This is a genomic window from Methanobrevibacter sp. (genome assembly GCF_017539065.1).
Lineage (GTDB): Archaea > Methanobacteriota > Methanobacteria > Methanobacteriales > Methanobacteriaceae > Methanocatella.
Window position 1 is genome coordinate 118,072 of record NZ_JAFYHP010000012.1, and the last position, 13,592, is coordinate 131,663.

At 34.1% G+C, this 13,592-nt stretch carries 8 protein-coding genes; 4 read left to right on the plus strand and 4 right to left on the minus strand.

Annotated features, from left to right (window positions below; all coding sequences use genetic code 11):
- The first annotated feature begins 55 nt into the window (after positions 1 to 55).
- Positions 56 to 5,077 carry a right-handed parallel beta-helix repeat-containing protein gene (locus tag IKS50_RS02645; RefSeq protein ID WP_292844927.1) on the plus strand — a complete coding sequence of 1,674 codons (5,022 nt, stop codon included), beginning with the start codon at positions 56 to 58 and terminating at the stop codon, positions 5,075 to 5,077.
- 303 nt (positions 5,078 to 5,380) lie between these two features.
- Here IKS50_RS02645 and dnaJ read toward each other — a convergent pair whose 3' ends face one another.
- From dnaJ to grpE, 3 genes are all read right to left on the minus strand, one after another.
- Complete coding sequence (dnaJ, locus tag IKS50_RS02650; protein WP_292844930.1) at positions 5,381 to 6,523, minus strand: molecular chaperone DnaJ; 1,143 nt, start codon at positions 6,521 to 6,523, stop codon at positions 5,381 to 5,383.
- 125 nt (positions 6,524 to 6,648) lie between these two features.
- Entirely contained in the window at positions 6,649 to 8,523 is a 1,875-nt protein-coding gene (gene dnaK / locus IKS50_RS02655; protein WP_292844933.1) for a molecular chaperone DnaK, read from the minus strand.
- Positions 8,524 to 8,567: 44 nt separating this feature from the next.
- Positions 8,568 to 9,119 carry a nucleotide exchange factor GrpE gene (gene grpE / locus IKS50_RS02660; RefSeq protein ID WP_292844936.1) on the minus strand — a complete coding sequence of 184 codons (552 nt, stop codon included), beginning with the start codon at positions 9,117 to 9,119 and terminating at the stop codon, positions 8,568 to 8,570.
- A 245-nt stretch (positions 9,120 to 9,364) separates the two neighbouring features.
- Here grpE and IKS50_RS02665 point away from each other — a divergent pair, with 245 nt between their 5' ends.
- Complete coding sequence (locus IKS50_RS02665; protein ID WP_292844939.1) at positions 9,365 to 9,940, plus strand: ArsR family transcriptional regulator; 576 nt, start codon at positions 9,365 to 9,367, stop codon at positions 9,938 to 9,940.
- Positions 9,941 to 9,958: 18 nt separating this feature from the next.
- Here the strand turns inward: IKS50_RS02665 and hypF are convergent, their stop codons facing one another.
- Positions 9,959 to 12,211, minus strand: a complete 2,253-nt coding sequence (gene hypF / locus IKS50_RS02670; protein WP_292844942.1) for a carbamoyltransferase HypF — start codon at positions 12,209 to 12,211, stop codon at positions 9,959 to 9,961.
- Between the two features lie 55 nt (positions 12,212 to 12,266).
- Here hypF and larB point away from each other — a divergent pair, with 55 nt between their 5' ends.
- Together larB and IKS50_RS02680 are read left to right on the plus strand one after the other, a co-directional pair.
- Positions 12,267 to 13,028 carry a nickel pincer cofactor biosynthesis protein LarB gene (gene larB / locus IKS50_RS02675; RefSeq protein ID WP_292844945.1) on the plus strand — a complete coding sequence of 254 codons (762 nt, stop codon included), beginning with the start codon at positions 12,267 to 12,269 and terminating at the stop codon, positions 13,026 to 13,028.
- Positions 13,029 to 13,592 (plus strand): GNAT family N-acetyltransferase, encoded by a 564-nt coding sequence (locus tag IKS50_RS02680; RefSeq protein ID WP_292844948.1) that lies wholly within the window; start codon positions 13,029 to 13,031, stop codon positions 13,590 to 13,592.

Genomic DNA, 13,592 nt, shown 5'->3' on the forward strand with positions numbered 1-13,592 from the left:
TATTTTTTAATAAATATTTTAAAATTACTTTTTAATTTAATTTGAGAGGTAAATTATGTTAAAGAAATTAAATATTTTATTAATTTTATTGCTACTTTTCATATCTATAACGGCCATTGGCGCAACAGAGGATGCAGATATGAATTTGACTAGCGAAAATAATTTAGATACAATTGAAGTATGCGATATTTCAGATGAAATATCAGCTAGTGAATATTCTGTATCTGAAAGTAATTATGGAAATTATTTTGATGCTAATGGAAATTTAAAGGATAATGTTAAATCAGGCGACACAATTAAATTTTCAGGGTCTTTTTCAAATAAGAATTTCATTTTTAATAAAACAGTGACAGTCATTGGTGAATCTTCCAATTCAATGTCTAATTCAGTATTTACTTTTTTAAATGGGGCTTCTGGAAGTTCTATTTCTAATTTGAAGATTACAAATAATGTGGATATGAGTTATGGTATTTTTCTAAATAGTGCAAGCAATTGTGTAATTAAAGATTGTACTATTGTCAATAAAGGTAAATCATCTTATCCGATTTGTTTAGCGAATGGTGCTAATTATAATAATGTCACCGGCAATAATTTAAAAACATCTGGTGCAGATTATGGTCATGGTACTCGTTCCACTCCAACATTGCTAGTTTCAGGTTCTCATAATAATTATATTGCTAGCAATGATTTGCAAGTAGATGATGCAAATGCAATTTATTTGTCTAGTTACAGTGGGGGACCTATAACTGGAGGAGATTCCAATTTCAATATCATTTACAATAACACTATAAAATACAATGTTCTTCCAACATCTTGGAGTTATGCTATTCAAGTAATGGGAGGATATAACAATATCAAATCTAATAAGATTATTGGAGCTTATAGAGGGATTTCTACAGCAGGCGTCCATAATACTATCACAGAGAATTGGATTGTTAATTTAACTGGTGCGGATTATAATAACAATAATGTTGAAATTGGTGGTGAAAATGCAATTGTAGGTTCCGCATATTCAATTATAACCAACAATCATATTGTTAATGCAAAAATTGTATCTACAGGTTCTGCAATCGCTGTTATTGATAATTCCGTTGTTGAAAATAATGATATAGATGTTAAATATTTAGGAATGGGTATTTCTGCTGCGGGGTATAATGTAATTGTTAGGAATAACAATATCTCTACTGAAAGTGGTGTTGGCATTCACGAAAAAGATGACGGCTCTGGCTTGTTAGTTACCAAAAATAATATTAATAGTGGTTCCGGTATCGGCATATTAATTGAAAAGATAAGCTCAAAAAGAATGCCTTCAAATGTAACCATTACCTTTAATGATATAATAACTTCTAATGAATATGCTATTGATGCAAGTGATGTTGAAGAGGGTACTGGAATAATTGAAAGTAATGTTGTTCATGGTAAAAAAATAAAGGGGCCATCTGGAATATATGATGACAGCAAACCTTCTTATAGTTATAATGAAAGTAAAACTTATACAATAACTCCAGATAATATTAGAAATTATATTAATCCGAATGGTAATTTAATAGGCGAAGTACAAGATGGAGTTATATTGAAATTCCAAGGAACATTCTCTAATGAAGTAATTTATGTCAACAAGGCTATTAAGATAATAGGAAATAATGCAAAATTCTTAAATTCAACATTAAAAGTAACTTCTGGTGGAGTTTGGATAGAGAATATAACTATCATAAATAAAAACACTGAAAGATTAAATGCATGGGGAATTTATGTAAATCAAGCTCAGGGTGTTAAAATAATCGGCAATAAAATTAATGTTACAGATCCAAATGCAGCATATGCTATTTATGTTTTGGAATCTAGTTATGTGGAAGTCATTAATAATACTCTTATCTCTGAAGGTAATTTCTTGACATATACTTTATTAGCTTATTCCTCTGAAGATTGTATTTTCGCAAATAATACAATTAATACTCTTGGAACTGGTGAACGATACAGATATTCCCCTGAAAGTTCTATTGAGGGCACTGTATATAACGTTAATGGTACTGAAGTATGTGTAGACGGCAATACTGTTTGTATTGACGGCGTAACTTACTGCATTGATGGGAACGAGGTTTGTATCGACGGTAAGGTTTATTGTTTAGATGGCGATGTGTTAATTGTTAATGGAGTCAACTATACTGTCTCATCAAACAATACTGTTTGCATTGATGGAAATGTTTATTGTATTGACGGCAATACTGTTTGTATTGATGGTGTAACTTATTGTTTGGATGGCAGTGTTGTATGTATTGATGGTAATGAGCTTGTTTATAATGGTGAAAGGTATCCTATCGTGAATAATAATGTAACTATTGGAAATGAGACTTATTGCATTGATGGAAGCACTATCTGCATCGATGGCGTAACTTATTGTATTGACGGCAATGAGGTTTGCATTGATGGTAAGGTTTATTGTCTCGACGGTAGTGGCGCACTCATTGTAGATGGTGTGAGATATAACATTTCAGCAAACAATACTGTTTGCATTGATGGAAATGTTTATTGTATTGACGGCAATACTGTTTGTATTGATGGTGTAACTTATTGTTTGGATGGCAGTGTTGTTTGTATTGATGGTAATGAGCTTGTTTATAATGGTGAAAGGTATCCTATCGTGAATAATAATGTAACTATTGGAAATGAGACTTATTGCATTGATGGAAGCACTATCTGCATCGATGGCGTAACCTACTGTTTAGATGGCGATGTAATCTGCATCGATGGAAAAGTATACTGTCTTGACGGTAATGAACTTGTTGTCGGCGGAACTTCGTATGGTAAAACAAACCATATGGTTCCTGAAATTTACAGGACTTATGGAATTTTATTATTATATTCTTCATTCAATGAAGTTTCAGGCAATAATGTGTCAGTTACATCCAAATTAGATAAAGTTTATCCAACAATTGGAATTAATGGTTCTGAAAATTCAATTGTCGGTATTGATATATATTATAACAGTCACAATAACACAGTTTCAAATAATAATGTGCTTGTAACTGGTAATGATAACTATATTTATGGTGTAGGCGTTTTAGGATATAAAACTGGACACACTGCTCCAGCAGGCCAAGGTGCATCTAATAATCAATTCGTTGGAAATAATATAAAGTTAACTGGGCCATATGCTACAACTGGAATAATTGTAGGCGATGAATCTGAAGAGACAATTATCATAGGCAATATCGTAAATATTACTTCCGGTGTCACATATGGTATTAATTTAGAAGGATCAGATGTTTCAATAATTGAAAACAATCATTTCACATTAAATTCTGAAGTGGCTTATGGAATTGAAGGTTTTAATTCTGATAACAATATCATAGAAAACAATAATATTCAAGCTAATGGAAAACAAGTTTATGGAATGGTTTTCTCAGGCAGTAACAATAATATCGCAAATAATGATATTTTAGCCAATGGTAATGGTGAAGAAGTTTCATTCACTGATCATGACTCTTTAGGCAGTGGAAATGCTGGAATTTACTTGTCTGGAAATGCAACTAACAATATTATCAAATCAAATAATATTACCTCTCAAAAAGGATTTGCAATTAATATTGATGGTGTTGGAAACACAATTGAAGATAATTACTTAAAGTCTGAAAAAGGAAACTCAACAGCAGCAATTAACGGAACTTCTGGAAATAATGTGAAAGATAATTATGCATATATGGTTACTGGAGCAATTGATGATGTTCAAATCCCATACTTATGTTCTGGAGATATTGTTCTAAGGGTTCAAAATCCAGATGGAATCTCACTAGATGGAGCAATTGTCTGTTTCTATGATGGAGATGACAATAACATCGGAAATGTTACAGTTTCAGACGGAAAAGCAATTTTGAATTATCAAATTGATGAATCTTACCCAAGTGTAGATGCGCAATATATTATTAAAGCCATTCTATATAAGCCTGATTTCAAAACCACAACTTTTGATAGTTATGGGTTAACTGTTATTAAAGGAAATCTAAATGTTTTAGTTAGTGATGTTTCAGTGAAAGACGGTATCAGAGGTAAATTTACAGCAAAAATTACAAATGGTTTAGGAAAGCCTGTAAGCGGGTTGACTGTTAAATTTTATAATTATGATACTGGAAATAGACAAGCATGGGGTACTGCCACCACTGATTCAAATGGTGTAGCTACTATAACTTACTTTATAGATAAAGGATTTGAAGGTTACTTCGGCAAAATAACTACTGTTACTGCAATTGTTCAGGAATCAGAATATTATGCATTAACTAATAATACTGGTATTTTAACAATTATAGATATTGCTCCAATCACTATAACTTTAAGTTCTAAAGTTGGATATGGAGGAATATTGGCAACAATTGTTGATAACAACGGTCTTGCTGTTGCAAATAAGGATGTTGTTGTAAAAATTGGCGGCAAAACTCAGAATCTCAAAACTAATGCTAATGGGCAAATCATATTGCCGTCAGCTAGTGTAGGTGCACAAAGCGTTTCAATTTCATCCGCAAAGGATACTAATTATGCTGCAGGATCAGTCAGTGGTAAAGTAACTGTTGTTGCACCTATTAGTGAAAATAAAAATGCTGAGGTCTACTTTGGAAATACTGTTACATATAAAATTAGGATTGCAGATAAAAACGGAAATTATCTTGGAGCAAATAAACCTATTGCTATTAAGGTAAACAATAAAGTGGTCAATCTTAAAACTAATGCTAATGGTTATGTTTCTTATTCTGTTAAAAACGTAGGCACCTATACTATAACTGCAGAGTATAATGGTCAAAAGGTATCTAATAAAATTGTTATTAAACCTACTTTAACTGCTAAAAATATTTCCAAGAAAAAAGCTAAAAAGATTAAATTCTCAGTTAAGTTGGTGAATAAAAACGGAAAAGCCTTGAATAAGAAAAAAATCACTTTTAAAATCAAAAATAAAAAGTACACCGCTAAAACCAATAAAAAAGGTGTAGCCACTCTCACTCTTAAGAATTTAAAAGTAGGCAAGTATACTGTTTCATCTAGTTATGGTGGATGCACTATTAAAAACACAATTAAAATCAAAAAATAGGGATTTTCAATCTCTATTACTTTTTTTTATTTTTTAATGCAAATTACTCAATTAATCACATTCCTTTCGTTATTTGCATATTAGATTAATCACAAAAATCAGTAATTCTTACTAAAATTTTAATCTTGAATAAATTTTATCCAATCCATATACCTCACAATAAATGGAATATATTTTTTAACAAAGAGGATTAAGAATTATCAAATTATCAATTAATTATTTCATTAAAAAAAGTTTTAACTATTAATTTAATTGACTCTAAAAATAAGAAAATGGGTGGAAAGTAAATTAGTAAAAACTAATCTACTTCATTGCATCTTTGACCCTGTCGAAGATGCCTCTTTCAACGTGTTGAATTTCATCTCCGCTTATTTCAGCGAATTGATTAAGTAAGTCTTTTTGTTTTTGATTTAATTTTTTCGGAACAACAACATTAACAGTCACATACAAGTTTCCTCTACCGTTGTGCCTTACGGAGTTCATTCCTTGGCCTCTTAATTTGAAAACTGTTCCGCTTTGTGTTCCAGGTGCAATCTTGAATTCAACCTCTTTCCCCTCAATGGTCGGGATGCTTACAACATCACCCAATGCCGCTTGCGGGAAGCTGATTTGCTGTTCCATGTATAGGTGATCCCCTTCACGGGTGAATTGTTTATGTCTTTTTATATGTACGGTTACAATCAAATCTCCTTCAAGACCAGCTCTTTCACCACAGTTTCCTTCACCGGAAACTCTTAAATGGTTGCCTTCATTGACTCCTTCAGGAATTTCGATTTTAATTGTTTTTGTTTTTCTTTTGCTTCCTTTTCCATGGCAGTCATCACATGGGTCGGTAATGATTTTACCTGTTCCGCTACATTGCCTGCATGCACGCACATTCACCATTTGACCTAGGAAAGTGTTGCTGACTTCTTTAATCTGTCCGGTTCCGCCACATGCGCTGCATGTTTCCGGTTCACTTCCAGGTTTTGATTTTGAGCCGTGGCATGTTGGGCATAATTCACTTCGTGTGATTTTGATTTCTTTTTCACAACCGTTAAATGCTTCTTCAAGTGTAATTGGAACCTCAGTGTAAATGTCAGAACCTCTTTGAGGACCGGTTCTAGCTCTTGAACGTGTTCCCCCTCCAAATCCAAACATATCAAATATGTTTCCAATATCGAATCCTTGGAATATGTCTTCGAAGTTTACATTTTGATAGAAGTCTTCTGCTGTAAATCCATCCATTCCAGCATGACCGAATTGATCATATCTTTGACGTTTTTCATCATCAGACAAGACAGCGTAAGCTTCACTTACTTCTTTAAACTTATCTTCTGCATCGGGTTCATCACAAACGTCCGGATGGTATTGTCTGGCTAATTTACGATAAGCTTTTTTAATTGTTTTCTCATCGGCGTTTTTATCTACACCTAGAACTTCATAATAATCTCGCTTGTCTGCCATTTCTTCACCTTAAAAAAATAATAATAGAATAAATAATAGTTTTATTTTAATTGTTAGTTTAACTTTTTTGATTCTGATTCTGATTTTGTTTTAACCCAACAATAAATAAAACTTTATTATTTAATCTAATCGTCTTTTACTTCATAGTCTGCATCGATTGTGTCATCATCGCCGTCATTAGCACCAGCATTAGGGTCAGCTCCAGCTTGTTGTTGAGCTTGTGCTTCTGCTTGTGCTTGTTGGTAAATTCTTACACTAATTTCTTGAACTGCATTTGAAAGTTCATCAGACTTTGCTTTAATGGCATCAACGTCATCGCCAGCTATGAGTTCTCTTAATTCAGCTACAAGTCCTTCGACTTTAGTTTTTTCATCTTCAGATACTTGATCTTTGAGTTCATCTAAGGTTTTTTCTGAAGTGTAAATTAATGAGTCTGCAGTATTTCTGATTTCAATTTCTTCTTGTCTTTTTGCATCTGCTTCAGCATTCATTTCTGCTTCTTTGATTTTTTGTTCGATTTCCTCATCGGATAATTTAGTAGATGAGGTAATGGTAATTGCTTGTTCTTTACCAGTTCCTTTATCTTTAGCAGTTACATTAATAATACCGTTTGCATCAATATCAAAGGTTACTTCAATTTGTGGAACGCCTCTTGGTGCAGGTGGAATACCTACAAGTTGGAAACGTCCAAGTGAAGTGTTGTCTGCTGCCATTTTTCTTTCCCCTTGTAAAACATTAATGTCTACTGAAGGTTGATTATCAGCAGCTGTGGAGAAAATTTGGCTTTTCTTGGTAGGGATTGTAGTGTTTCTGTCAATTAAAGTGGTTGATACTCCACCTAAGGTTTCGATACCTAAGGATAATGGAGTTACGTCTAACAATACGATGTCTTTAATTTCACCAGCTAATACTCCTCCTTGAATAGCCGCACCCATAGATACACATTCCATTGGGTCAATACCACGTTCAACTGGTTTGCCTATGAATTTTTCAACGAATTTTTGCACGATTGGCATTCTGGTAGGTCCACCAACTAAGATGATTTTATCAATTTCAGATTTGCTCATTTTTGCATCATCTAAAGCTTGTTGCATTGGTTTACCTGATTTTTCGACAATTGAATCAACGAGCTCTTCTAATTTAGCTCTAGTAAGTGAGATAATTAAGTTTTTAGGAGTTCCATCAGTTCCCATTGCGATGAATGGTAGGTTTACTTCAGTGGTTGTAGTAGTGGACAATTCGATTTTTGCTTTTTCAGCAGCTTCTCTTAATCTTTGTACTGCTTGGTCATTGTCCATTAAGTCAATACCTTCTTGTGCTTTGAACTCATCAGCTAAGTATTTGATTAAAACGTTGTCCATATCGGTACCACCGAGTTGGGTGTCCCCACTGGTAGATCTTACTTCAAATACTCCTCCACCGAATTCCATGATAGTTACGTCTAAGGTACCTCCACCTAAGTCATATACCATAATATTCATGTCTTCTTCATCAGCTTTGTCAAGACCATATGCGAGGCTTGCTGCGGTTGGTTCGTTTACAAGTCTTACAACATCTAATCCTGCAATTGTTCCTGCGTCTTTTGTTGCAGTCCTTTGGTTGTCGTCAAAGTATGCAGGTACGGTAATTACAGCTTTTTCAATAGGTTCTCCAAGGAAGGTTTCTGCATCTTTTTTGATTTTTTGTAGGATGAATGCGGAAATCTCTTGTGGGGAGTATTGTTTTCCGTTTACAGTAACTTTGTGGTCAGTACCCATACTTCTTTTGATTGCACTGATAGTGTTTTCTGGGTTGGTTACTGCTTGTCTTCTTGCTGGTTCACCAACTAACATTTGACCGTCTTCGGTAAATGCAACATAACTTGGGAATGATTTACCATATTGACTTGCACCTTCTGCAGATGGGATTGTAGTTGGTTTTCCTCCTACAAGCACGGATGCTGCAGAGTTACTTGTACCTAAGTCAATTCCAATAATTTTTTCTTTTTTAGCGTCAGACATAAATTATCACCTTTATTTTTTTTTAATAGATTAATTAATAAACATTATTTTTTACAAACTATAACTTTTGAATATTTTAGAACTTTATCCTTGTACATGTAGCCTTTCATCAATTCTTCGATGATGTATCCGTTTTCAACTTCGTCGGATTCCTGAACCATTAACGCTTCATGTTTGTTTAAGTCGAATTTTTCACCTTTTGCAGGTATTTCTTTTACTCCTTCTTTTGCAAGAATGTCACTAAATTTATTATATATAAGTTCCACACCTTTTCTCAAATCTTCATCTTTTTCAGTTTCTAAAGCTCTACCGAAGTCTTCGTAGCAATCTAGAAATGATTTTAAAACATTTTCATTTGCGAATTTAATCAGGTCTTTATTTCTTTTATCGGTAATTTTTTTGAAATTTTCGAAATCTGCTTGAAGTCTTTGTGATAGTGCGATGTATTCTTGAGTCTCTTCTTCAGATTTTTCGAGATCCTTTTTGAGTTTTTCAATCTCTTCATCTTTTGAAGCTAACTCTTCAAGAAGTTCATCATATTTTTCTTGAATATCAGTGGTTTCAACTTCAGTTTCGCCTTTATTTTCATCAGTCATAGTTACACCTTTTCGAGGTTATTGGAAAAACCTATGTAATAACTCTTAACCGAGAATATGGACTTTTAGTTTTTTAATATTGGTGTTTGGGAATTTATGGACATATAGGAAAATGGTTCATCATTTAAGAGCTATTACTTTAAGTTTTTCGCGACCAAATATTAAAGTAACCAAAAGTTATCTTTCTCTTACATTATTATAGTAACAAAAAGTTATATAAAGGTTTCGATACATAATGTATAAACATGACTAATACAAACGACATTGAGAAAAATGAAAAACCCCGCAGAAATGCCAATGCGGCTCACGGTCATATAGAAATCAGAGGACCTTACAATGACCCGGTCGATGACATTGATGTGGAAGATATCCTTGATGTAATGGGTTGTAAGACTAGAAGAGATATTATAAATCTTTTAAGGGAAGAACCTATGTTTGTTAGTGAAATCTCCAATGAACTTGACATTGGTCAAAAAGCTATTATTGCGCACTTGCGTGCTATGGAAGATATAGGTATACTAAATTCTTCTTACAAAAAGATTTTAAGAGGTCGTCCACGTAAATACTACGATTTGCAAAACGAAGTCAACATCCACATTACCATTAACAGGAACAACTTTGATGTAAGATTCACAGACGACATGCTCAATACCTTGCAGCTGCCATCCGGAGATGAATGGTCAAAATTACTAGATATCGAGAAAAGAATCGATGATGGACAACTCGAAGCGATTGACGAGTTGAAAAATCAAATCAGATTATATGGCAATCTCTTAGAAAGAGCTGAATATATACTTGAGAGAACCATTAAAAATAGATAATTTGTTTGAAATTACTTTTCAAACACTTTTTTTACTTTTTTTAGCAACAATGCTTTGGCCTAAAGATACGGATCCGTCTCCAGCGCATGTATTCAGATGCTGTATGAAATTAAAGCCTTCATTTTCAACAATGTTTTTGACGCAATCGGTTATGGCTTCGTTGTAGAATACTCCACCAGTTGCTCCAATATCTTGAATGCCTTTCTTGTTCGCTGCTTGAATTGCAAGCTCGCTCAAACCGCTTGCAACTGCAATTTGGCCTGCAGCTGCAACATCTGCCTTTTTCTCCCCATTTTGATATAATCTAACGACTTCACGTAAAATCTCGGTGGTGTTCAATTGGTTGTCTTCAATAATCACAGGAATCTCCAATTTCTTGGTGGTATAATATGCGGCGGATTCAAGTTTCATTGAACATTCCCCTTCATAAGTACGTTCATGACAGATTTCCAATGCCACTGCCATTGAATCAAGGACTCTGCCGGTACTTGTAGTGATTCCCACATTGATTCCGGCATCGATTTGCTTTTTGATGTTTCTGATTTCGATTTCACCATATTTGAAGTAATCGTAATAATGTTTGATTAAATCATCATCTTTTAAGATACTTGCAAGCATTCTTGCAGGATATTTGGTTGCGACATCCCCTCCAGGCATCAATTGAGGTTCTAGATGGCCCATTCTTTCGAATGAGCTGATATCGGTATATAGGATTTCTCCACCCCAACTTGTTCCGTCACTGCCGTAACCCACTCCATCAGCGGAAATGCTAATAAGTTCATCTATTCCATGGTCATTTGCAAGTGCTACGGTATGTGCATGATGGTGCTGCACAGGCAAAACTTCCGCATCATATTTTTCAGCCAATTCATGTGCTAAACGTGTAGTAAAAAAGTGCGGATGCATATCACAAGCAATAACATCAAATTCATTGATTTTGGTAATGCGCTCCATATTTTCAATGGCCTTTCTTAAAAACATTAATGTTTTTGGTTTATTTGTATTTCCAATATGCTGTGAAGGGTATACTTTATCTCCTCTGGCTATTGAGAATGTCACATCAAGTTCAGGGCCTAATGCAAGCACATCCAAATCGTTAACGTCATAATTGATTGTATATGGTTCCGGAGTATATCCCCGTGAACGCCTAATAAATGATAATTCATTATTTCTAAATCTAATAACTGAATCATCGCATCTATTTAAGATTCTGCGATTGTGAACAAGTGAGTAATCATTAACTCCATTGATGATTTCTTCGTTTTCAATCATCATCGGTTCGCCAGGGATATTAGCAGAAGTCATTACATAAGTGTCAATATCCCCTTCATCAAAGAGTAAATAATGCATTGGGGAATAGGGAAGCATTACTCCAATATTGTGAAGGCCAGGGGATAATGATTCAGGGAATCTGTAACCGTCATTTTTCTTTAAAATCACAATAGGTCTTTTATTTGATGTGATGGTGTCGATTTCTTTTTCTGTCAATTGAGCATATTTTTTAAGGCTTTCCAGGTCTTTGCACATTACTGCAAATGCCTGGTTCGGACGGTTCAAACGTTTTCTTAACTCTTTAACTGCATCATCATTATATGCATCAACAACAAGATGTGTTCCACCAATTCCTTTGATTGCAAGGATTTCTCCATCTTTAAGGATTTCTGCACCCTTTTTAATAGGATTTTCCACATCTAATTTATCATCGCCTTTGTAAATTGCCATTTGAGGTCCGCAATCATTGCAGCATATTGCCTCACCATGATAACGTCTGTCAAGCGGTTGTTTGTACTCTACAAGACAGTCATCACATAAAGGGAAATCTTCCATTGAAGTTCGCTCACGGTCATATGGTACACTTTCAATAACAGTAAATCTCGGTCCGCAGTCAGTACAAGCATTAAACGGGTATTTATAACGCCTGTCTTTCGGATTTCTAATTTCAGCTAGGCATTTATCACAGATTGCAATATCTGGAGGTATTACACTAACACCAGAATAGCTATCTCCACTTTCGATTATTTCAAAATCAGAATAATTTTCAACTTCAATTTCGCTAACTTCCATTGAATCTATCTTGGCAATTGGAGGTAATTCTTCAGGAAGTCTTTTAACAAACTCGGAAGTATTTTCGCCTTCGATAATGATTTCAACCACATTTCCAAGATTTCTGACATGGCCTTTGAGATTTAAATCCACGGCTAACCTATATACATATGGTCTAAATCCTACGCCTTGGACAATTCCTTGAGTTAAAATCATTAAAGCATTCATTAAATTATAATATTATAAGTTAAATTTTATATAATTTTATCTTAAATATTATATTATGAAAGATATTCTTGAAAGATTGGTAAGTGGGGAACTTGATATTGCAGAAGCTGAGCAACTTCTAAAAGCCAATAATATTTTGGAGTTTGATGATATTGCTAAGTTTGATGCTAAAAGATGTGATAGGACAGGTTTTCCAGAAGCCGTATTCTCGCTAGGTAAAGATTATGAGGATTTACTCACAATAATAAGGAATTATCTTAAAAGAAGTGATGAAGATTTAATCGTTACAAAATTATCCCCTGAACGTTATGAAAAAATCATTGATGATTTGGGTGAAAGCTCATATATTTTTGATTATAACAAAAGGGCTCAAATTTTAATTATAAGAAAAGAGATTGTTGAAAAAGATCCAATTGCAAAAATCGGAATTATGACTGCCGGAACATCAGATATAAATATAGCAGAAGAGGCAAAAGTCATTCTCGAAGAAGGCGGTTGTGAAGTAATTACCTCTTATGATATTGGAGTTGCAGGAATCCATAGGCTGTTTCCACAAATTGCCCACATGGTCAGTGAAGGAGTAAGGGCATTCATTGTTTGTGCAGGAATGGAAGGGGCTCTGCCGTCAGTTGTAGCAGGCCTTGTAGATGTGCCGGTTATTGCCGTTCCAACATCTGTGGGTTATGGTGTTGGTGAAGGCGGAAGAGTGGCGTTGGATTCAATGCTTCAATCATGTGCGCCAGGAATAGCGGTTGTTAATATCGATAATGGATTTGGAGCAGCTGTTTTTGCTTTAACAATTGTAAATAGTGATTAAATGAGATATGAGACTTTTGATTTTAACAAACACGAGGTATCTAAAGTTGCCGAGCTGACTTATGATGTTGACTTTAGGACATTTGACATGCTCTATAACTCAAAAGAAAGTGCCGTTAAACAAATCGCTAAGGATTTGCCGAAACGCGACCTTGGTGATTATTTTAAAGTTATTTTAGATGATAATGATGAAATTATCGGAATGTTGATGATTTATACCTCCAAGGTCTCCCATAAATTTTATTTAAAGCCAATAAGATTGATGATCGTTGATATATTAGACCATTTTGTTTTGGCGGATATTGAAGAAGAGGATTTATATCTGGCGGAAATCGCCATCGACTCCAAATTAAGAGGACAGGGCATTGGTAGAAAAGTAGTATGTGATGTAATTAATTATGCTAGGTCTAAAAATTATAAACGAGTCACAATTGATGCTGATTTTAGGAATCATGGTGCTAAACGATTATATGAAAAAATAGGCTTTAAAGAATTTAATAAAAAAAGAGTAAAAATAGGAAAATTTGAAAGAGGAATGTTTAATATGGAATTAAAATTAGATTAA

Bases quoted from the DNA above. Each gene is read 5' to 3' on its own strand.
- IKS50_RS02645 (WP_292844927.1), top strand. From the start codon at position 56: ATGTTAAAGAAATTAAATATTTTATTAATTTTATTGCTACTTTTCATA.
- dnaJ (WP_292844930.1), bottom strand. From the start codon at position 6,523: ATGGCAGACAAGCGAGATTATTATGAAGTTCTAGGTGTAGATAAAAAC.
- dnaK (WP_292844933.1), bottom strand. From the start codon at position 8,523: ATGTCTGACGCTAAAAAAGAAAAAATTATTGGAATTGACTTAGGTACA.
- grpE (WP_292844936.1), bottom strand. From the start codon at position 9,119: ATGACTGATGAAAATAAAGGCGAAACTGAAGTTGAAACCACTGATATT.
- IKS50_RS02665 (WP_292844939.1), top strand. From the start codon at position 9,365: ATGACTAATACAAACGACATTGAGAAAAATGAAAAACCCCGCAGAAAT.
- hypF (WP_292844942.1), bottom strand. From the start codon at position 12,211: ATGAATGCTTTAATGATTTTAACTCAAGGAATTGTCCAAGGCGTAGGA.
- larB (WP_292844945.1), top strand. From the start codon at position 12,267: ATGAAAGATATTCTTGAAAGATTGGTAAGTGGGGAACTTGATATTGCA.
- IKS50_RS02680 (WP_292844948.1), top strand. From the start codon at position 13,029: ATGAGATATGAGACTTTTGATTTTAACAAACACGAGGTATCTAAAGTT.